This is a genomic window from Mesorhizobium amorphae (assembly GCF_014843845.1).
Lineage (GTDB): Bacteria > Pseudomonadota > Alphaproteobacteria > Rhizobiales > Rhizobiaceae > Mesorhizobium > Mesorhizobium amorphae_A.
In genome coordinates this window covers 45,981-64,888 of sequence record NZ_JHQS01000061.1, presented here as the reverse complement: position 1 = coordinate 64,888, position 18,908 = coordinate 45,981, and the positions used below count along the sequence as shown (strand labels likewise).

Here is an 18,908-nt window from a genome sequence, read left to right as displayed (position 1 = left end):
GGCCATTGGCCGGTCTTTTGATAGGCGCAAAACCGTGAAAAAGCTTCTCAGCTTTCCTTAGGCTCCAGAACCTGGCGGCCGCGATACATGCCGGTCTTCAGGTCGATATGGTGCGGACGGCGCATTTCGCCGGAATTCTTGTCCTCGACATAGGTCGGGGCCTTGAGGGCGTCGGCCGAGCGGCGCATGCCGCGCTTGGACGGAGAGGTTTTTCGTTTCGGAACGGCCATGGATATGCTCCACTAGATGGTCAAAATGCCCCGGCTGCCCTCGTAAAAGGGCCGCGTCAGGGGCCGGAATCTGAGAAAGTCGGGTGCCTATACACGCCCTGCGCCGTTTTGGCCAGCACTACCGAGAATTTTTTTAGGCCGAAACAAAGCCTCTAATCCAGGCAGCCGACATAAGCGCCCGACCTGCCCGCGCGCCGCTCGATTAGAGCGGCCAGCCGTCTCAGCCCCGGCCCGGGCTTGGCCGGGTTGCGGGCGATAGGATTGGGCAAGGTGACGGCAAGCAATGCCGCCTGCCGGCGCGACAGCCGTTTTGCCGAAACGCCGAAATGGTGCTGGGCGGCGGCTTCGATGCCATAGATGCCCGGCCCCCACTCGGCGATGTTGAGATAGATCTCCATGATGCGCCGCTTCGACATCACCGCGTCGAAATAGACGGCCAAAGGCAACTCCACCACCTTGCGCACAGTGCCCAGCGGCTTCGACCACAGATAGAGGTTCTTCACCGTCTGCATGGTGATGGTCGAGGCGCCGCGCGTCGCTTCGCCGGCCAGCGCATCGTCGACGACGCCGCGCAATTCGCCGAGATCGACGCCGCGATGGGAGCAGAACTGCCCGTCCTCCGACATGATCACCGAATTCGCCAGCACCGGCGCCACGTCGTCGATCGAGACCCAACGCCGGTCGTAACCGGAGAATGTGGCCAGATCCTTCAGCATCAGCGTCGACACCGGATGCACGAAGGACGGCAGATAGAGGAAGGTCAGCACCACGGGTATCAGAGCCAGCACGGCAGCCACGACGATGCCACGCCGGCCCAGGCGCTTGAGACCGGCGCGGTTCAAGCGCCTCGGTCGCGCCATGTCCAGCCCTTCGGTTTCATGATCGACGATCGGTTCCGTCAAGCCGCCCCACCTGCGCTATCAGCTGCTCCGGCATAATGGCGAGAGGCTTCTTGCGCAATGTCTGAGTGTCGGCTACCGCTCCCGGCCATGACGAAAGACGACCAAATGGGCTTCGAAATCGTGCTTTCCGCGCGGGTGGCTCCGCTTGAGGCGATGTTGAAGCGGCTCCTCGACGCTCGCACGCTTTCGGGCGAGATCGCCCGGCCGGAGCGGCTGATGGCGGCCATGCGTCACGGCGTGCTGAATGGCGGCAAGCGGCTCCGTCCTTTCCTGGTCATGGAAAGCGCAGCACTTTTCTCCGCCGACGGCGAGGCAGCATTGCGCGTCGCAGCCGCGCTCGAATGCGTGCATTGCTATTCGCTGATCCATGACGATTTGCCGGCCATGGACGATGACGATCTGCGCCGTGGCCAGCCCACCGTCCACAAGGCCTTCGACGACGCCACCGCGATCCTTGCGGGCGACGCGCTTCTGACGCTCGCCTTCGACATCCTGGCCGATGAGGCAACAGTGCTGCCGGCGGAGCGCAGGGTAGCCCTGGTGCTGGCGCTTGCCCGCGCCGCCGGCGCCGGCGGCATGGTCGGCGGCCAGACGCTCGACCTCGAGGCCGAGCGCAGCAGGCCGGACGAGGCCGGCATTATCCGGCTGCAGGCGATGAAGACCGGCGCGCTGATCCGCTTCGCCTGCGAGGCAGGCGCCATCATCGGCGGTGCGGCACAAGAGGATCGCGAGAGGCTGGCCGAATTCGGCTCGGCGATCGGGCTTGCCTTCCAGCTTGCCGACGACCTGCTCGACCTGACGGCGGACGCGCACCAGATGGGCAAGGCGACCGGCAAGGACGCTGCCGCCGGCAAAGCAACGCTGGTGGCGCTGCACGGCGCCGGCTGGGCGCGCAGCCAGCTCAACGGCCTCGTCGACCAAGCACATGCGCTGCTGGAGCCTTACGGCGAACAGGCGGTGCTGCTGAAGGAAGCGGCAAAATTCGTGGCGACGCGCAACAGCTGACGGTGGCCAATTGGGTCCCCCGAATCCGATTTCCAGAAATTGACCGCCTTGCGCCGCAAGCGGACATTCGCCGCTTGTGCCAACGAAAATAGGACCGAGGCCCGAGGGAGCTATCACGCCTCAGAGTTGACTAGGAATGAAGCTATGCCAAACCCGCACGACGGGCGCCTTCTCTGATCGCAGCAATGGCGACAGGATTGGTAACCGGATAGGTGCTGATGAACACTTCAGCCGTGAAGTTCGGGAATTCGTCTTTCAGTCGCGCATTGATCTTGGCGACCTGAGGCGTTTCATTGAGCATCGCATGAGCCATTGCCAGAAATAGAAGTGTGGCGGGTGAGTCTGGTGCAGATTGACGTAGAGCGACGAGCGATTCCCGGTGAAGGCCAAGAACGCAGCTGCATCGCGCAAGCATTCCATAATACCAGGGCACATACGGATTTAGCCGGACCGCTCGCTTGGCCAATTCGTAGCCACACTTCGGGTCGCTTCCAACAAGAGCTAGGCTACCTGCAAGAAAGGCAAGTGAGTCAGCGTCATTTGGAGCCGCCGCCAACACTCGGTCATGTTCTTCGACAGCGGCTTCGATATCGCCCTGCAATGCCCGAAGATCGGCAAGCATTATGCGGGCGTAAATATCGGCCGGATCGAGCGCCAGCGCTTGCTTGACACATTTGTTCCAGCTCTCGATCGAGCCGGAAACGTCGTTGGTAAACCCGTTACAAGCATCCACAGCATGCGCAATTGCCAGCGCGGTCCAGGCTCTTGCAAGACTCGGATCGAGTTCGATTGCACGCGTCAGCAACCGTATCGCCTCCTTGTTCGACTCACGGGTGAAAAGGTGCTTCTGCTCAAGTCCAAGCAGGTAGCAATCATAAGCCTGCAAACTTGCTGGAGGCTTCCGACGAGCCGCATCGCGTCGCAGATTGGCGAGCTGACCGTGGCAAGTTGCGAGGACATTGATGACGTTTTCGGTCACGCTGTCCAGCATCGCAAACAGGTTGTTCGCGGACCGATCGTAACGCACCGTCCAAACATCAACCCCTGTGTGGGCGTCGATGAGTTGCACGCGAATGCGCACTCGCTGCCCGTCCACTTGAAAACTTCCCTCTATCACATAGTCAGCATTCAACTCTCGTCCGAGGGCTCGCACGTCAACACGCCGTCCCTTGTAAGAAAGCATTGTTTGGCGCGCGATCACCGCAAGGTCGCGGTAACGGGCGAGATCAACTATGAGGTCCGCCGACAAACCATCAGCGATACGAGTCCAGCGTTCTTCTCCGCATAGATTGTCGAACGGGAGAACTGCGAGGACCGGCGGACCCGACTCGTCGGTCGAAAGGCTTCCGGGTGGTGCCTGGCTGCGGTCCTGCTGGCGGTGATCGGCAAGTAACCCAGCAAGCGCCACTTTGCTGCGAACATCGAGCTTCCGATAAATGGCCGAAAGATGGGTCCGAACGGTGGTAGGCGCTATGAAGAGTGTTTCGCCGATTTCGCGATAGGTCATTCCCTCCGCGAACTTTGCCGCGACCGCCAGCTCCCGATCCGACAGGCCGGCGAGAGGATTGCCTACGGCGCGAAGCATTGCTCAAATTCCCTTCCGCTGCCGACCTGTGGCCAAGAACCCGATGACCTTACGTCAGGGCGAAAATACTACAGATGCGACATCGAAAACACTGCATTTGCACGATTCCATCCGACGGGTCAGCATCCTAGCCTCCGCAGGTCGGCATGGTCTGGTCGCCTGGCGGACCCCGGTCGATTCGGAACACGGAGGGAATCCATGACAAAATTGTCTGTCTTGGCCGCAATACTGGTGCTGTCCGTATCGGCGGGGCCATGCTTGTCTCAAGGTGCCCAAACTAACGGTAAGCTGATTTCCGAAGAAGCGGTGAAAGCAGCCAGCGCTGAACTGTATTCCGACATCCTCGTGCGAGCATGCCGGAACGGATGGCGGTATCCTCGCAGCCAAATCGAAAACGGATTCAAGCACCACCTCGCAGAGCTGAAACTGCAGCTTATCGATCAGGGTCACACTGTCCTACCCGACATGACCGCGAATGATCCGCATGTCCAAGGAACGATACCGGGGACCAAACGCCAGCTGGTTGAGTCGCGCCGGTTCAGCTGTTCCTACCCATACTGGCGCGACGAATGACCTTCCAGCCCGCCAGCTTAACGGCCTCGTCGACCAGGCACATGCGCTGCTGCTGGAGCCTTACGGCGAACAGGCGGTGCTGCTGAAGGAAGCGGCAAAGTTCGTGGCAAACCGCAACAGCTGAAGTTGCGGCCAATTGGATGCGCTTAGTCCGGGTGCTCCAAGCTGAGATTCGCCTTCTTGGCTGTTTCTGGCTCGTCGTTTCCAATGAGTGTCACGAAGTGCTTTAATACGTCCTGCGCAGTTTGTTCCGCGGTATGCCCGGCCACTGCCCATTGCGCAAAGTGCCCGTCAATGCACATGCGTGCGAGCCCGTAGACAAGCGCCCTCGCGGCTATCTGGGTCTCTGCTATGTCGTTTGACCGGAGCATGTTTCGTCGCTGCGCCTCTACCATCGACCCTTCTACCAACGCACGCACCGCTTCGTTATCGTGACGCAGCGACTCCGAACTATCCCAATCGATAAGACTCCGCGTCGAGATGACCTGGAAATGGGTGGGGTTTCGAATTGCCCAGCGCAAATATGCGATTCCAACTGCGGCAAAGCGCTCAATGGGGTCGTCCGTCGCTACGCTCTCGACTGCATTGGTAATCTCCGAGCGGAACCGGCTCATTGCCTGCTCTGCGACAGCGGTCATCAACGCGGTCTTGTTGGCGAAATGACGGAAGGGCGCGCCGGGAGAAACGCCCGCCCGCTTTGCGGCTTCGCGCACGCTCACATTGTCGGGGCCGCCCTCCTCGACAAGTTGAACCGCGGCATCGATCAGAACCTCCCGCAGATTGCCATGGTGGTAACCAGTGCGGCGAGGCGTCTCGGCTTTTGGCATCTCGTTCCCTTCGTTCCGTAGAGGTGCATCTCGCCTCTGTATCATGCCGCCTCGAATTATGTAATCACTGTTTACAATTCCAGCAAGAGGATGTAAGCAGTGATTACAGATGGGGCGGAACAGGCCAGCGGTCTTCGCGGCTGCCAAATGCCCAGATGGAGGAAACGAACATGCTCGCTAGAAACGCCGAACCTCGCCGTCCGGATTCGTTCACGTCGTCCCGGGGTGCAGCCGAAGAACCTCAGCACAGGGAGAATTTCCGAACCGTTCCGTCGAGCGCCGCTGTGCCCGGCGTCACGCTTTATCGGCTTGCCGCCGTAGCCGGGGTGGGAAGCGCGCTTATTCTTCTGGTCAACGCGGCTAAACGCAGTTCGCTCATCCCGACCACCGATCTGACGCAACTTCTCGCGCCACTCGCCGAGATATTGGCGCTTGGCCTCGTCATAGGCTTGTTTCTTGCGTTTGGCCGGCGCACGGGCCTATTCGGCACTATCGCGTTTGTCATCAACTTCGTTGCACTGGCAAGTCTGGAAGGTGTGGAAGTGGTGATCAATCTCGTATTTTCGAAACTTCCACTGACAACCATCATCGACCTGCAAGCCGGGCCGCTCGGCCTGGTTCTGGCCATCAGTTCGTTGCTTTTTCTAATTGGGACGCTCGCGTTTGTAATCTCTCTTGCCGTTGGAAGAGGCGTGCCGCGCATTCCTCTCGCTCTCTATTTCATTGGCTCGGTGCCTATCGCGCTTCGTGCGTTCGTGCCGGAGTGGGCTCTTGATCTAGGCTTGGTGGTTCTTGCGATAGCGATCGCCTGGCTTGCCGGATGGCTGTGGGTACGCGCGAGCGCTATCGACGAGTTCTGGCGTGAAAGGGTGACGAGCCAACTGCTCAGAATTGATGCACCTTTCGCCCGGTAGATTACTGTCGCGGCGGCATAGGATCAAAAGCTGTCATTCATTGACGTGCAGCCGCGACATCGACGGGCCCGTACGAACGAAATTTTAATGTAAATCAAGCGTAATCCCGGTCATTAAAATGATGCGTATGTGTTGGGGTTGCGCATGCCGGAATATTCTTCCTTCATCCGGTCGATCCGGGTCCGTTATCTGTCGGGATTGCTTATTTTCGCGCTGGCCTCCGCCGCAGTCATGTTTGCGCTCAATCGCGTCAATTCCTTCCGTCACGACATCGATGCCCTCAGCAGCAATTTCGTCATCTTCGGCCGCGACCTGCGCAACGCCACCAATTTCGCCGAGACCACCGGCACCGCCTGGCGGGCCGAAACCCGCGACGGGCTGGTGGCGTCGGCCCGAGGCCACTCCGAGCGACTGGCCGGCGAGATCGCGACCCTGACGGCCCAGCTGGCCGCCATAAAATCACGGCTTTCGAAAGACACCCTCAACGAGCTCGATTCCGCGTCCGTGAACGGGGACCTGTTCTGGTCGGCGCGCGACATGGTGCGCAACTTCAACCTGATGTCGGTGGCGCAGAAGGTCGATGAATGGAGCTATCGCGAAATCCGCAACCAGAACGACCTGTTTGCCCAGCCGATGCTGGTCCGCGTCCGCACTGCCATGGATGCAGAACGCCATCTGGCGGATGCCTCGAGCGACAGGCTGCTGTTGTGGGCGAGCGGCCTGTTGTTCGCCGTCCTTGCCATTGTCGCCATGTGGGTCTTTCGGCCGATGGAAAAGGCGATCCGCCGTGCCTTCGCCGAATCAGCGGAGTCACTGTTCAAGGCCGAGGCCGCAGATCGCGCCAAATCCGAATTCCTGGCCAATATGAGCCATGAGATCCGCACGCCGATGAATGGCGTGCTGGGCATGGCCGAGCTGCTGGCCAAGACCGACCTGACCTCGCGCCAGAAGACGTTTACCGACGTCATCGTCAAATCCGGCAATGCGCTGCTCACCATCATCAACGACATCCTCGATTTCTCCAAGATCAACGCCGGCCAGCTGACGCTCGACCCAGCTCCCTTCCGCCTGTCTGAAGCGGTCGAAGATGTGGCGACGCTGGTGTCGGCGCGCGTCGCCGAAAAGAACCTCGAGCTGATCGTGCGCGTCGACCCGCGCCTGCCCTCCTTCGTCGTCGGCGACGCCGGCCGTTTCCGGCAGATCATCACCAATCTGCTCGGCAATGCGGTGAAGTTCACCGAGAAGGGCCATGTTCTGGTCGATGTCGGCGGCGACGTGGTCGACGGCGTCATCCAGCTCAAGGTCCGCGTCGAGGACACCGGCATCGGCATTCCGGCCGAGAAGCTGCAAAACGTGTTCGAGAAATTCGCGCAGGTCGACGGTTCCTCGACGCGCCGCCATGAAGGCACCGGGCTCGGCCTGGCAATCGCCGCCCGCCTCGTCGACCTGATGGGCGGCAAGATCGGCGTCGAAAGCGAGATCGGCCGCGGCTCCGTCTTCTGGTTTGCCGTGCCGCTGCCGGCGCACCAGCAGGCCGCGCGCGATGAGATCGTGCCGGTCGATGTTACCGGCGCGAGGGTACTGGTCATCGACGACAACCCGGTCAACCGCGAGATTCTGCTCGAGCAGCTGAAGAGCTGGAGCTTCGACTGCGCGGCCGCCGAAAGCGGCGCCGTCGGCCTGGCCTTCCTCGACCGCGCCAGCCAGCTCGGCGCCTCGGTGGATTGCATCATCCTCGACTACCAGATGCCCGGCATGAACGGCGCCGACGTCGCAAGGGCGATTGCCGCCGACAGCCGCCTTGCCGCCATCCCGGTCGTGCTCTTGACCTCGGTCGATCAGGTCGATTTCGGCAAGATGGTCATCGATTTCGGCATCGCCGCGTATCTGACCAAGCCGGCGCGCTCGGCCATCCTGCTCGGCACCGTCATCTCGGTCATCCAGAAGGCCGGCGCCCAGGTCGGCAAGGCACGCTTTGTTCGCGAGCCGGCCGCCCCGCAGGCTTCCCCTCCGGCGGCGCCGGCCTTCACCGTCATCCGCGGTCCGGCAATCCCGGCGCCGGTCGCGCCGGAGTCGGCCACGGCAGCCAATGGTCCGATCGACATCCTCATCGCCGAGGACAATGACGTCAACCAGCTGGTGTTCGGCCAGATCCTCAATGGTTTGGGGCTGAGCTATCGCATCGCCGGCAACGGCCGCACCGCGGTCGAGATGTACCGGGCCCTGCGGCCGAAGCTGATCCTGATGGACGTCTCGATGCCGGAGATGAACGGCTACGAGGCGACTGGTGCCATCCGCGCGATCGAACAGCAGAGCGGCAGCCATACGCCGATCATCGGCGTCACAGCACATGCGCTGAAAGGCGATCGCGAAAAATGCATCGAAGCCGGCATGGACGACTATCTGCCGAAGCCGGTCTCGCCCGACCGCCTCGGCACCAAGATCGGCACCTGGCTCAGCGAGACGGTGGTGGCGAAGACGGCTTAGCCACCTCTACGATGCCTCAGACGGCCGCGTCCAAATGATAGCGGCGCATCCAATCGAGGCTGGTCTCATCCGAGAACTTTGCAACGCCTGGCCGCACATCGGCATTCGGCGGTTGAATGCCGAGTGCTTTGCAGATGGACGCCAACGTCGCGGCCGGATTGCTTGAAAGGCGTTCATAGCCAACCCGCAGAGGGTTTATCTCTTGCTCCGCGAACCACATGTTCCAGGCCGCATCATAGGCCTCGAGCTTAGAGACCTCCTGCTTGATCCGCTCGAAATCGTATCGGGGTTCCTTCGGCGGCGCGATCCTTTCGATCTCGGTTCCGTCAGGAGCGATATGCCAAAGACCGGTCTGCTCCGCTTTGACCAGGGAGATGGCCTGCGCAAGCTTGTTCTCACGCGAAAGGTGTATGTAGAGAATGCGACCAAAGGCTCTTTCAAAACGCGCCTTGTCCGATGGAAGTTTTGAGAAAATCTGGTCGAGGATCGCCGAGAGCTCATCCAGATTTTCTCGCATCAGACGAAGTCCGAAGATGCCTGTCCCACCCTTTCCTGCGGTGATTGCCGCATCGAGATAGGCAACGTTGAACTCGAGCTCGCTCATCGTGTCGCGATTGGGCAGCTTCCAGTCTTCGGCCCACTCCGACACATTCTGCCGCCGATAGAATGAGTGAGGATCACCGGCCGTCTTCGTTGACGCCAGAAGATTGCACAACAGAGTGCTGCCGGTTCTCGGCGTGCCGCAGATGATATATCCGTCAAACATCCTGCGGCCCTTGTCGTCGATCAGGCCGGCAACCCTCGGCCAATTTCATGACCGCCTATAGCCGAAATTCCTGTTGGATGCGACGGGCGCATTCGATCGGCGAGAGCAAGCTGGTGTCGATCTCGAGATCGTAGCGGTTGCCCTTGTGGACACGGTCGTATTGCCAGCGCGCCAGGCCAGGCAGCCTGTCGGCACGCTGGGCCTCACGCGCCTCGAGCACGGCCAGCGGCGCGAAGACGCCGACCACGTGGAGATCGAAGCCGGACAGCAGCGCCTGATACTCCGACATCTCGTCGTCGCAGGGCACGTCATCGACGATGAGGTTGTTGCCCTGCCCGGCCATGGCGGCAACGGCGTGCCGCATGCCTTGCATGGCTCGCCGGCCGACCGGACCTGCCTTGATGACGACGGACGGCTTGCCGTCCTGCCAGACAGTCTCGAAGGCGAAGCCTTGCGTATGGTCCTGCAGCGCCTCGGGCAGCATCTCCAGAAAGGCGTCCATCTGCACATGCAGGAACGGCTCGCCGTGATCGTCTGCAGCGCCCTAGCGATCGAACTCTTGCCGGCGCTGCCGACGCCGTTGAGCAGGACAATTTTGGCTGTCACGTCAGAACCCCTTCTAGCCAGGATTTGCGATCCACGACCTACCGGTTCCGCACCACGATACAGGCGCCGCCTATGCCGCGCAGTTTTTGGCAAATGACGTTGGCGGCGGCGCGATTGTCGACGCCGATGCGGACCGCATAGATACCGCGGCGCCCGATCGGCGTGCGCACCCGGCTGACGACCGGATCATGGCCGGAGAGCAAGGCCGGAAACCGGCCCCTCACCCGCAGCCATTGATTGATCGCAGCACCCCGGCGGAAATTTCCAGCCACCTGGACGCCCCATGGCTTGACGTTGATCGAGGCCATCGCCACGGTTCTCGACATGATCACCGGCAGTTTGCGGCAAGCGACGGCGAATCTCATTTTCTTGTCGAGCGGCTGAATGGTGCCGGCATAGGTGGTGTCGGTGAACTTGTCGGCGGGTTCACCCATGATGTCGAAGACGTAGCTCTCGGTCTCCATCGGCAGGAAGCCGCCGGAACTCAGCCAGCGCGACACACGGCTCTCGCCGGCGTTGTAGGCAGCCGCCGCCAGGCCGAGATTGCCGAAGCCGACCTTCATTTCGGCCAGATATTTGGCCGAAGCCGGGATCGCCTGCTCTATGTCGAAGGAGTTGGCCAACCCTCGCATCTTGGCCGTGCCGGGCATGAACTGGGCGATGCCCTCCGCCCCGACCGGGCTCATCGCGTTCGGGTCGAAACGGCTTTCCTTCCAGATCAGCCGCGCGAAGAAGTCCTTGGGCAGGCCGTTCTGGTCGGCATGCGCCTCGATCAGGTCGCAGACCCGGTCGATCAATCTCTTGGCGGCGGATTGCGGCGGATCGGCGTAAGCCGTGTTGCCCCACAGAAGCCAAAGAGAGACCAAGGAAACAATAAGCGCAACGACGTGCGTCAAACGCTGAGCCGGTGTTGAAAATCGCTCCGGTGAGCCAGATGATGGTGGCTTCGAGAACCGGCACGGAGCGGACATCCGGTCCGTGAGCACCGGGAGCGCAGAAGACGCCTTCAGGTGGCCGCCGGAGTAGATTTTCGGCATGGGCTCATTCCGCCGCGGCCTTGCCGTGGCGCCCGAACCGCTGCTCGATATAGTCGGCCACCATCTTCTCGAAGTCGGCCGCGATTGACGGGCCACGCAGCGTCGCCGCCTTCTTGCCGTCGACGAACACTGGCGCTGTCGGCGTCTCGCCGGTGCCTGGCAGCGATATGCCGATATCGGCATGCTTGGATTCGCCCGGCCCGTTGACGATGCAGCCCATCACCGCGACCTTGAGGTTCTCGACGCCGGGATATTTCTCTCGCCAGACAGGCATGTTCTTCCTGAGGTCGGTCTGGATGTTCTGCGCCAGTTCCTGGAACACGGTTGAGGTCGTGCGGCCGCAGCCGGGGCAGGCGGCGACGATCGGCACGAACTGCCGGAAGCCCATGGTCTGCAGCAATTCCTGCGACACCTGCACCTCGCGCGTGCGATCGCCATTCGGCTCCGGCGTCAGCGAGATGCGGATCGTGTCGCCGATGCCTTGCTGCAGCAGGATGCCCATCGCGGCGGACGAGGCGACAATGCCTTTCGAGCCCATGCCGGCCTCTGTGAGGCCCAGATGCAGCGCATGGTTGGAGCGGGTGGCGAGTTCGGTGTAGACGGCGATCAGATCCTGCACGCCGCTGACCTTGGCCGACAGGATGATCTTGTCGCGGCCAAGGCCGATCTCCTCGGCCATCTCGGCCGACAGGATAGCCGACTGCACGATCGCCTCGCGGGTGACTTCCTGGGCGGTGAGCAGAAAGCCTTGCGCCTGGTTTTCGTCCATCAGCCGGGTCAGCAGTTCCTGATCGAGCGAGCCCCAGTTGACGCCGATACGCACCGGCTTGTCGTATTTGATCGCCATCTCGACGATCGCCGCGAACTGGCGGTCTTTCTTGTCCTTGAAACCGACATTGCCGGGATTGATGCGGTATTTGGCCAGCGCCTCGGCGCAAGCCGGATGATCGGCCAAGAGCTTGTGGCCGATATAATGGAAATCGCCGACCAGCGGCACGTTGATGCCAAGCCGCTGGAGCCGGTCACGGATGGCGGGCACGGCGGCGGCACTCTCGTCGCGGTCGACGGTGATGCGCACGATCTCGGAGCCGGCACGGTGCAGCGCCGCGACTTGCGCGACGGTCTGGTCGATGTCTGCCGTGTCGGTATTGGTCATCGACTGCACGACGACAGGCGCACCGCCGCCGACGATGACGCCGCCGACGTCGACGCCGACCGACGTGCGGCGCGGGAAAGGAGAGGAAAAATATCCGGTCATGGCCGGCCGCCTCTTATCTAGAAGGTCCGGGCATGAGGTGGAGGAGCAAAGATGGCTTGTCAATGGCAAGCGGCAAGCAGTCGCGGCAAATCGCCGGGAGGCCAAGAAAGCCTGGCGTTCACGAGAGTCGCATTCCGGCTTCGCCGGTGACGACAACAGGGGGATGTTGGATTTCAGAACAAACCACCAACACCGGCGGCATGACTGCCACCGGAAAGTTGATTGCGCACCGAAGGGGGCGCGCGCTGTTTGCTAGTGGAGCGTCAGTGCGTCGTCGGTTTTGCCTTCAGCTTTTCAATCTCGTCCTTGATTGCCAGCTTGCGCCGCTTGAGATTCACGATCTCGAGGTCATCGACCGAAGGATGGTTCATCGCGTCGGTGATTTCGCGCTCGATGTCGCCGTGTTTCCGCTGCAACTCATCAAGATGGGATGCAAGAGACATGATTGGTTCTCCCTTTCATGGTTTCCTCGATTGCAACCGCCAAAATGCGTCCACCGCCAGTTCGCATCTGTGACAGCGCGATGACACTCTGCCACCATCCGGCATCGATGTCGAATGCCCAGTGGTAGCATTCCACGACAATGTGAAATGTGATAAGGGCTGCGCACCGGTGGCAAAACCCCGCCGGCCCCGCCCAATCAGGCCCATCCTTTGGGCGCCGCTTACGTGCAGACGGTAGATAATGTCCGAACAGGAACAGGCTGAGATCCGCCTCGAATATTCCCGCCTGAAGCAGGAACACGCCGATTTCGACGCCGCCATCAACGCTATGATCGCCATGGGCTGCGACCCGCTGCAGATCCAGCGCATGAAGAAGAAGAAGCTGTTCCTCAAGGACCGGCTGATGGCGCTGGAAGACCGCATCATTCCCGACATCATCGCCTGAGCAGCGCCCGAGCCTCGCCGCTCAAACGCCTCACGCCGCGATTGACAGCCGCGCCGCGCGCTGGCGCAGCAGGATAAGCAGTTCGTCGGTCTTTTCCCTCGACGTGTCGATCGGAACCACCAGGCACATCGTCGCCTCGACCTTGCCCGGCACCGAGAAGACGGGTGCGGCCAGGCATTTCGTGTAGGCGTCGACCAGGCCCGAAGTCACGCAGTAGCCGGTCGATTTGGCCGTCGCAATGTCGGCGATGAAATCGTCGAGCTTGAGCCTGCGTCCGTCCGGCAGCACGAGGTCGTCTTCGGAGACCATGTCTTCGATATCGGCCCTTTCGAGACCGGCGAGCAGCAGCCGTCCGGAAGCCGTCCAGGGCAACGGGATCTGCAGACCGGTGGCCGAGCTGATCCGGAACGGCCTGGTGCCGGGACTGGAATGGACGATCGTGTAGCGGCCGCTTTGCAGCATGCACAATTCGGAGGTCTCGCCGGTCTGGCGCGACAGGTCGTCGACCTCCTGGCGCCCGCGCCGGAGCAGGTCGTTGCCGCGCACATAATCCATTCCGTAGAGATAAAGCTTCTTGCCGAAATAGACCCGGTTGCCGTCGCCGGCCATTTCCAGCAGGCCCGCATCCACCAGCGAACGTACCAGCGTATAGGTCGTCGATCGCGGCGCGTTGACGCCCTTGGCGAGGTCGCCAATGCCGATCGCACGCTGCGTTGTATGCAGGAACTCAAATATCTCGAGCACCCGGTTGAGGCCCTTCTCGCGAGAGCCCGGGGTCTTGTCCTCGGCCGGGCTGATGTCCGGCCGATCTGTAACGCCAATACCGTCTTGCATTACTGATTCCTGATGTTAGTATCTGTCTTGTACAAGGTACAGGTGTCTTTTGTAAGAGACAAATTGTCAAAAGACACATGTATCTGAAAGGGGAACACAACCACGAAAAGGAGGTCGCCATGAACGATACATCCAAGAGACGTGATTTTCTGAAATTGGGAATGGCCGGGCTCGCCACGGCCGGAGTAATCGGCGCAGCCGCCTCGGTCGATGTCCAGAAGGCGGCGGCACAAGCCGCACCCGACAGCCTGCTGCGCACTGTTCTTGAGCGCGGCAAGTTGATCGTCGGTACCGGAAGCACCAATGCGCCCTGGCATTTCGAGAACGATGCCGGCGAACTCGTCGGCATGGACATCACCATGGGCCACATCCTGGCCAAGGGTCTTTTCGACGACCCGACCAAGGTCGAGTTCGTCATGCAGGACCCGGCGCAGCGCATTCCGAATGTCACCACCAACAAGGTCGACATCACCATCCAGTTCATGACCATGACCGCCCAGCGTTCGCAGCTGATCAACTTCTCCAGGCCGTACTACGTCGAAGGCGTCGCGCTGCTGACGCTTCCGTCAGCCGAGAACAAGACATTCGACAAGCTGCTCGCCGGCGGTTCGGCAACACGCATTTCCATCCTGCAGAACGTCGATGCCGAGCAGAATGTCCATCTCGTCCTGCCGCAGTCGCAGGTGATGCAGATCGACACCCAGGCCAACGTGCTGCAGGCGCTGGAATCGAAGCGTGTCGACGCGGCCGCCGTCGATCTCTCGACGGTCCGCTGGCTGGCCTCGCGCAATCCCGACAAATACTTCGATGCCGGCAAGAGCTGGTTCTCGATGCTTTACGGCGCCGCACTGCGGCAAGGCGATCCCGACTGGTTGGCCTTCGTCAACACAGCCTTCGCGACGGCGATGTTCGGTCATGAAACGGCGCTCTACGACGCCGCATTCAAGGACTATTTCGGGCTGGAGCCGCCGGCGCGGCATCCCGGTTTCCCGGTTATCTGACAAAAGCCGGCGGAGGGGCAAGCACGCCCTTCCGCCTCCTTCTGCTCGACAGCGTGATGCCACGTTGGCTATTGAGGCGGACGCATGGGCTATACGCTCAACTTCAACCTGATCTGGCGGCATTTCGACAAGCTCTGGGGCGGGCTGCTGCTCAGTCTTGAGCTCGCCGTCATCTCGATCGCCATCGGCATCGTCATCGGGCTCGTGCTGGCGGTCTGGTATGTTTCGGCCGGGCGCGTCGTGCGGTCGATCATCGCCGCCTATGTCGAATTCATCCGCAACGTGCCGCTGATCCTGCTCGTCTACCTCGTCTTCTACGGCCTGCCGACCGTGGTCGACATCGCCTACAGCGCACCGACCTCGTTCGTCGCCACGCTGTCGCTCTACAGCGGCGCCTATCTGGTCGAGGTGTTTCGCTCAGGCCTCGAAGCCGTGCCGCGCGGACAGCTGGATGCCGGCAAGGCGATCGGCCTGACGCCCTGGCAGCGGCTCATCCATGTGCGCCTGCCGACGATGCTGCGCATCACGCTGCCGGCGCTCTCGAACACCTTCCTGTCGCTGTTCAAGGACACCTCCGTCGCCTCGGTCATCTCGGTGCCCGAGCTGACCTACGGCGCTCAGTGGATCAATTTCAACACCTTCCGCATCGTCGAGGTCTATCTGGTGACGACGGCGATGTATCTTGTGACCGGCTATGTGCTGCTTTTCGGGCTCAGGCTCGTCGAGCGCCGGTTCAGGGCGGCGCGCTGACATGCTGGGCCAGATCATCTACGCCTTGCCGTTCCTCGCCGAAGGCTTCGCCGTGACGCTGTGGGTGTCGCTGCTGGTCGTGGTCCTGTCGCTCATCGCCGGCGTCGTGCTGGGCGTTGGCCTCGTCTACGGTCCGGCGCCGGTGCGCTGGGCAGTGCGCATCTTCAGCGACACCATACGAGGCATCCCGATCCTGGTGCTCATCTTCTTCGTCTATTACGGCCTGCCGGCCGTCGGGATTCACCTGCAGTCCTTCTGGGCGGCGGTGCTGGCGTTGACCTTGTTCAAGACGGCGCAGGTCGTGGAATATCTGCGCGGTGCCGTCGGCTCCATTCCCAAGGGCCAGTCCGAAGCGGCGATGGCGATAGGGCTGACCTTCCGCCAGCGGCTGGCCTACGTCATCTTTCCGCAGGCCTTCAGGCGCTTCCTGCCACCCTGGATCAACGGCGTGACCGATGCGGTCAAGGGCAGCGCGCTGGTCTCGCTGCTCGGCATCACCGACCTGATGCAGGCCATCAACCAGGTCATCGGCCGCACCTACGAGGCCATGCCGCTCTATATCCTCGGCGCGCTGGTCTACTTCGCGGTCAACTACGCGCTTTCGCTCGCCAGCCGGCGGCTGGAACAGCGCTTCGCCTTCATTCGGGAATAGCAAGAATGTCCAATGCCTCCAATGCCGCGCTGCTCGATGTGAGCGATGTTTCCAAGGCCTTCGGCACTGTCGAGGTGCTGCGTGCCGTCAGCCTCGAGGTGAAGCGCGGCGAGGTGGTGACCATCATCGGGCCGTCCGGCAGCGGCAAGACCACGCTGCTGCGCTGCGTCAACTTCCTCGAAAGCTACGACAGCGGCTCGATCCGCATCGACGGCAAGGAGGTCGGCTATCGCGATGCCGGGACACGCCAGCGCCGCAGCGAGCGCGATCTGGCGGCGATGCGCGCCGAGACCGGAATGGTGTTCCAGAGCTTCAACCTGTTCCCGCACCTGACCGCCGCCGGCAATATCATGCTCGGCCTGCGCAAAGTGCGCGGCAAGAGCGAAGCCGAGGCGCGCCAGATCGCCGAGCACTGGCTCGGGCGGGTCGGTCTCGCCCACAAGGCCGACAGCCTGCCGGCCGAGCTTTCCGGCGGCCAGCAGCAGCGCGTCGGCATAGCCCGCGCGGTCGCCATGGAGCCGAAGATCCTGCTTCTCGACGAGATAACCTCCGCACTCGATCCCGAACTGGTCGGCGAAGTGCTGGCCGTCGTGCGCAGCCTGGCCGAGGACGGCATGACGATGCTGATGGTCACCCATGAAATGGCCTTTGCGCGCGATGCCTCGAGCCGCATCGTCTTCATGGCCGATGGCGGCGTCAGCGCTGTTGGCCCACCGGCCGAAATCCTGGCGGCGGAAGCGTCAAACGAACGCCTGCGCAGCTTTCTGGCGCGCTTCCGCGCCTCGCATTTCTGACACCGGACAGCGAAAGCTGCCGCAAGGAGCATTTGATGACGCCTTACATCCGGCTCGCCGAGCTGGGCCTGATCCTGCCCGAGCCACCGACGCCGATCGCCAACTTCGTCACCCATGCCGAGAGCGGACGCCTGATCTTCCTCTCCGGACAGGGACCGCTGCGCGCCGACGGCACGCTTTGCACCGGCAAGGTGGGCGAAGACGTGACCGTCGAGGAAGCCTACGAGCACGCCCGCCTCACCGGCCTCAACCTGCTTGCCGTCATGCATGCGGCGGCGGGTGACCTCGGCCGCATCGTGCGCGTCGTCAAGCTGCTCGGCTTCGTCAACGCCATCCCGACCTTCAGCGACCATCCAAAGGTGGTCAATGGCTGCTCCGATCTTTTCGCCGAGGTCTTTGATAGGATCGGCGGGCATGCCCGCTCGGCGATCGGCGTCGGCTCGTTGCCGGGCAACATCACCGTCGAAATCGAGGCGGTCGTCGAGATCGCCACCTGATTTGTTAGAAATGGATCTGCCGAGATGAACACCTATTCCGCTGACCGCTCCAACCTGCCAATCCGCGACCGGCTCGGCCTGCGCCCGATCATCAATGTCTCCGGCACGATGACGACGCTCGGCGCTTCGATCATCGTCCCGGAAGCGATCGCGGCAATGGCGGAGATCGCCTCGCAATGGGTCGAGATGGACGATCTGCAGCGCACTGCCAGCACGGTGATCGCGCGCCTGACCGGCGGCGAGGCCGGTTTCATCACCGCCTGCTGTGCCAGCGGCATCACCATGGCGATCGCCGGCGCGATGACCGGAACCAGCCTTTTGGCGATCGAGCGGCTGCCGGATGACACCGAAGGCCTGAAGTCCGAGGTCGTCATCCAGCTCGGCCACATCGTCAACTACGGCGCGCCGATCGACCAGTCTGTCCGGGTGGCCGGCGCCAAAGTTGTGCCCGCCGGCACGGTCAGCGTCACGCAGGACTATCATGTGCGCGAAGCGATCAACGAGCGCACGGCGGCAGGACTGTACGTCGTTGCGCATCACACCGTGCAGTACGGCATGCTGTCGCTGGAGGAATTCTGCGAGATCTGCCACGCCAAGGGCGTGCCGGTGATCGTCGACGCGGCTTCCGAATATGATCTGCGCAGCTTCCTTGCGCGCGGCGCCGACATCGTCGTCTACAGCGGCCACAAATTCCTCTCGGGGCCGACCAGCGGCATCGTGACGGGACGCAAGGACCTGGTGCGCACCGCCTATCTGCAGAACCGCGGCGTCGCCAGGGCGATGAAGGTCGGCAAGGAAAGCATCGCCGGCACCATGGCGGCACTCGAGGCCTGGGAGCGGCGCGATCATGCCGGCATCCGCAAGCGGGAAGAAGCGGCGCTCAACCTGTGGCAGGACGCGCTGCAGGGCCTGCCCGGCATCACCGCGCGCATCATCCCCGATCCGACCGCCAACCCGCTCGACCGCCTGCAGATCTTTGTTGCGCCCGAGAGCCGCTTCACCGCCGCCGGCCTCGCCTCGGCGCTTGCCGCCGGCTCGCCGCCGATCATCGTGCGCAACCACGAAGTCGAGCGCGGCCATTTCTTCCTCGATCCGTGCAATCTGCATCCTGGCGAAGCGGAAATCGTCGCCGAACGGCTGCGCGCCGTGCTTAGCGCTGCCGACCGCCCGGCGGGTGCCATGAAGCAGGCGCGAAAGGATTCATCCGGCGCCATGCGCTGGCCGGACTAGGCTCTTTCCGGCAGCCGCTTGCGCGGCGGTCGCGACAATCCTTGCGGCCCTTGGCGAATTCCGCTAAGGCGC

Annotated in this window: 20 protein-coding genes and 1 pseudogene; 11 read left to right on the top strand and 10 right to left on the bottom strand. The window is 62.2% G+C overall.

All coding sequences use genetic code 11. The annotated features are described in order from the left end of the window. Positions 1-47: 47 nt before the first annotated feature. Positions 48-230 (bottom strand): 50S ribosomal protein L32, encoded by a 183-nt coding sequence (rpmF, locus tag DH08_RS26770; protein ID WP_006203806.1) that lies wholly within the window; start codon positions 228-230, stop codon positions 48-50. A 152-nt stretch (positions 231-382) separates the two neighbouring features. Continuing rightward, complete coding sequence (locus tag DH08_RS26765) at positions 383-1,090, bottom strand: transglycosylase domain-containing protein (protein ID WP_192182570.1); 708 nt, start codon at positions 1,088-1,090, stop codon at positions 383-385. A 129-nt stretch (positions 1,091-1,219) separates the two neighbouring features. Here DH08_RS26765 and DH08_RS26760 point away from each other — a divergent pair, with 129 nt between their 5' ends. Beyond that, the gene (locus tag DH08_RS26760; protein WP_192182134.1) at positions 1,220-2,137 is read left to right on the top strand and encodes a polyprenyl synthetase family protein; all 918 of its coding nucleotides are present in this window, start codon (positions 1,220-1,222) and stop codon (positions 2,135-2,137) included. 142 nt (positions 2,138-2,279) lie between these two features. Here DH08_RS26760 and DH08_RS26755 read toward each other — a convergent pair whose 3' ends face one another. Continuing rightward, a complete protein-coding gene (locus tag DH08_RS26755) occupies positions 2,280-3,722 on the bottom strand; it encodes a LuxR C-terminal-related transcriptional regulator (RefSeq protein ID WP_192182133.1) in 1,443 nt (480 codons plus the stop codon). A 475-nt stretch (positions 3,723-4,197) separates the two neighbouring features. Between DH08_RS26755 and DH08_RS37520 the strand changes: the two genes are divergently transcribed. Continuing rightward, the gene (locus DH08_RS37520) at positions 4,198-4,419 is read left to right on the top strand and encodes a hypothetical protein (RefSeq protein ID WP_428339242.1); all 222 of its coding nucleotides are present in this window, start codon (positions 4,198-4,200) and stop codon (positions 4,417-4,419) included. Between the two features lie 22 nt (positions 4,420-4,441). On the opposite strand, the gene DH08_RS26745 is transcribed toward DH08_RS37520, so the two are convergent. Next, positions 4,442-5,122 (bottom strand): TetR/AcrR family transcriptional regulator, encoded by a 681-nt coding sequence (locus DH08_RS26745; RefSeq protein ID WP_192182132.1) that lies wholly within the window; start codon positions 5,120-5,122, stop codon positions 4,442-4,444. A gap of 170 nt (positions 5,123-5,292) precedes the next feature. Here DH08_RS26745 and DH08_RS26740 point away from each other — a divergent pair, with 170 nt between their 5' ends. Both DH08_RS26740 and DH08_RS26735 read left to right on the top strand, forming a co-directional pair. Further along, positions 5,293-6,036: a hypothetical protein gene (locus DH08_RS26740; RefSeq protein ID WP_192182131.1), complete on the top strand. Its 744-nt coding sequence runs from the start codon at positions 5,293-5,295 to the stop codon at positions 6,034-6,036. Positions 6,037-6,180: 144 nt separating this feature from the next. Beyond that, positions 6,181-8,523, top strand: a complete 2,343-nt coding sequence (locus DH08_RS26735) for a response regulator (protein WP_192182130.1) — start codon at positions 6,181-6,183, stop codon at positions 8,521-8,523. 16 nt (positions 8,524-8,539) lie between these two features. Here DH08_RS26735 and DH08_RS26730 read toward each other — a convergent pair whose 3' ends face one another. The 5 genes and pseudogenes from DH08_RS26730 to DH08_RS26710 form a co-directional block, all read right to left on the bottom strand. Then, the gene (locus DH08_RS26730) at positions 8,540-9,289 is read right to left on the bottom strand and encodes a Stf0 family sulfotransferase (protein WP_192182129.1); all 750 of its coding nucleotides are present in this window, start codon (positions 9,287-9,289) and stop codon (positions 8,540-8,542) included. A 55-nt stretch (positions 9,290-9,344) separates the two neighbouring features. Then, positions 9,345-9,895, bottom strand: a pseudogene (locus DH08_RS26725) (chloramphenicol phosphotransferase CPT family protein). Positions 9,896-9,933: 38 nt separating this feature from the next. Beyond that, positions 9,934-10,791 (bottom strand): lytic transglycosylase domain-containing protein, encoded by an 858-nt coding sequence (locus tag DH08_RS26720; protein WP_428339239.1) that lies wholly within the window; start codon positions 10,789-10,791, stop codon positions 9,934-9,936. Positions 10,792-10,936: 145 nt separating this feature from the next. Beyond that, entirely contained in the window at positions 10,937-12,190 is a 1,254-nt protein-coding gene (gene ispG, locus DH08_RS26715) for a flavodoxin-dependent (E)-4-hydroxy-3-methylbut-2-enyl-diphosphate synthase (RefSeq protein WP_192182128.1), read from the bottom strand. Positions 12,191-12,453: 263 nt separating this feature from the next. Further along, complete coding sequence (locus tag DH08_RS26710; protein WP_006203778.1) at positions 12,454-12,633, bottom strand: YdcH family protein; 180 nt, start codon at positions 12,631-12,633, stop codon at positions 12,454-12,456. Positions 12,634-12,874: 241 nt separating this feature from the next. Here DH08_RS26710 and DH08_RS26705 point away from each other — a divergent pair, with 241 nt between their 5' ends. Beyond that, positions 12,875-13,078 carry a YdcH family protein gene (locus tag DH08_RS26705; RefSeq protein ID WP_006203777.1) on the top strand — a complete coding sequence of 68 codons (204 nt, stop codon included), beginning with the start codon at positions 12,875-12,877 and terminating at the stop codon, positions 13,076-13,078. A 30-nt stretch (positions 13,079-13,108) separates the two neighbouring features. Here the strand turns inward: DH08_RS26705 and DH08_RS26700 are convergent, their stop codons facing one another. Further along, the gene (locus tag DH08_RS26700; protein ID WP_192182127.1) at positions 13,109-13,912 is read right to left on the bottom strand and encodes an IclR family transcriptional regulator; all 804 of its coding nucleotides are present in this window, start codon (positions 13,910-13,912) and stop codon (positions 13,109-13,111) included. A gap of 119 nt (positions 13,913-14,031) precedes the next feature. On the opposite strand from DH08_RS26700, the gene DH08_RS26695 reads away from it, so the two are divergent. From DH08_RS26695 to DH08_RS26670, 6 genes are all read left to right on the top strand, one after another. Further along, a complete protein-coding gene (locus DH08_RS26695; protein WP_192182126.1) occupies positions 14,032-14,913 on the top strand; it encodes a transporter substrate-binding protein in 882 nt (293 codons plus the stop codon). A gap of 84 nt (positions 14,914-14,997) precedes the next feature. Continuing rightward, on the top strand, positions 14,998-15,663 hold the full coding sequence (locus tag DH08_RS26690) for an amino acid ABC transporter permease (RefSeq protein WP_192182125.1): 666 nt from the start codon (positions 14,998-15,000) through the stop codon (positions 15,661-15,663). A gap of 1 nt (position 15,664) precedes the next feature. Next, entirely contained in the window at positions 15,665-16,315 is a 651-nt protein-coding gene (locus DH08_RS26685) for an amino acid ABC transporter permease (RefSeq protein ID WP_192182124.1), read from the top strand. 5 nt (positions 16,316-16,320) lie between these two features. Further along, positions 16,321-17,109 (top strand): amino acid ABC transporter ATP-binding protein, encoded by a 789-nt coding sequence (locus DH08_RS26680; protein ID WP_192182123.1) that lies wholly within the window; start codon positions 16,321-16,323, stop codon positions 17,107-17,109. Between the two features lie 35 nt (positions 17,110-17,144). Further along, positions 17,145-17,606 carry a RidA family protein gene (locus DH08_RS26675; RefSeq protein WP_192182122.1) on the top strand — a complete coding sequence of 154 codons (462 nt, stop codon included), beginning with the start codon at positions 17,145-17,147 and terminating at the stop codon, positions 17,604-17,606. A gap of 24 nt (positions 17,607-17,630) precedes the next feature. Next, complete coding sequence (locus DH08_RS26670) at positions 17,631-18,836, top strand: aminotransferase class V-fold PLP-dependent enzyme (protein WP_192182121.1); 1,206 nt, start codon at positions 17,631-17,633, stop codon at positions 18,834-18,836. Positions 18,837-18,908 lie beyond the last annotated feature (72 nt).

What these genes read in the sequence shown, in the direction of transcription:
- rpmF (WP_006203806.1), bottom strand. Translation starts at nt 230, where the DNA reads ATGGCCGTTCCGAAACGAAAAACCTCTCCGTCCAAGCGCGGCATGCGC.
- DH08_RS26765 (WP_192182570.1), bottom strand. Translation starts at nt 1,090, where the DNA reads ATGGCGCGACCGAGGCGCTTGAACCGCGCCGGTCTCAAGCGCCTGGGC.
- DH08_RS26760 (WP_192182134.1), top strand. Translation starts at nt 1,220, where the DNA reads ATGACGAAAGACGACCAAATGGGCTTCGAAATCGTGCTTTCCGCGCGG.
- DH08_RS26755 (WP_192182133.1), bottom strand. Translation starts at nt 3,722, where the DNA reads ATGCTTCGCGCCGTAGGCAATCCTCTCGCCGGCCTGTCGGATCGGGAG.
- DH08_RS37520 (WP_428339242.1), top strand. Translation starts at nt 4,198, where the DNA reads ATGATCCGCATGTCCAAGGAACGATACCGGGGACCAAACGCCAGCTGG.
- DH08_RS26745 (WP_192182132.1), bottom strand. Translation starts at nt 5,122, where the DNA reads ATGCCAAAAGCCGAGACGCCTCGCCGCACTGGTTACCACCATGGCAAT.
- DH08_RS26740 (WP_192182131.1), top strand. Translation starts at nt 5,293, where the DNA reads ATGCTCGCTAGAAACGCCGAACCTCGCCGTCCGGATTCGTTCACGTCG.
- DH08_RS26735 (WP_192182130.1), top strand. Translation starts at nt 6,181, where the DNA reads ATGCCGGAATATTCTTCCTTCATCCGGTCGATCCGGGTCCGTTATCTG.
- DH08_RS26730 (WP_192182129.1), bottom strand. Translation starts at nt 9,289, where the DNA reads ATGTTTGACGGATATATCATCTGCGGCACGCCGAGAACCGGCAGCACT.
- ispG (WP_192182128.1), bottom strand. Translation starts at nt 12,190, where the DNA reads ATGACCGGATATTTTTCCTCTCCTTTCCCGCGCCGCACGTCGGTCGGC.
- DH08_RS26710 (WP_006203778.1), bottom strand. Translation starts at nt 12,633, where the DNA reads ATGTCTCTTGCATCCCATCTTGATGAGTTGCAGCGGAAACACGGCGAC.
- DH08_RS26705 (WP_006203777.1), top strand. Translation starts at nt 12,875, where the DNA reads ATGTCCGAACAGGAACAGGCTGAGATCCGCCTCGAATATTCCCGCCTG.
- DH08_RS26700 (WP_192182127.1), bottom strand. Translation starts at nt 13,912, where the DNA reads ATGCAAGACGGTATTGGCGTTACAGATCGGCCGGACATCAGCCCGGCC.
- DH08_RS26695 (WP_192182126.1), top strand. Translation starts at nt 14,032, where the DNA reads ATGAACGATACATCCAAGAGACGTGATTTTCTGAAATTGGGAATGGCC.
- DH08_RS26690 (WP_192182125.1), top strand. Translation starts at nt 14,998, where the DNA reads ATGGGCTATACGCTCAACTTCAACCTGATCTGGCGGCATTTCGACAAG.
- DH08_RS26685 (WP_192182124.1), top strand. Translation starts at nt 15,665, where the DNA reads ATGCTGGGCCAGATCATCTACGCCTTGCCGTTCCTCGCCGAAGGCTTC.
- DH08_RS26680 (WP_192182123.1), top strand. Translation starts at nt 16,321, where the DNA reads ATGTCCAATGCCTCCAATGCCGCGCTGCTCGATGTGAGCGATGTTTCC.
- DH08_RS26675 (WP_192182122.1), top strand. Translation starts at nt 17,145, where the DNA reads ATGACGCCTTACATCCGGCTCGCCGAGCTGGGCCTGATCCTGCCCGAG.
- DH08_RS26670 (WP_192182121.1), top strand. Translation starts at nt 17,631, where the DNA reads ATGAACACCTATTCCGCTGACCGCTCCAACCTGCCAATCCGCGACCGG.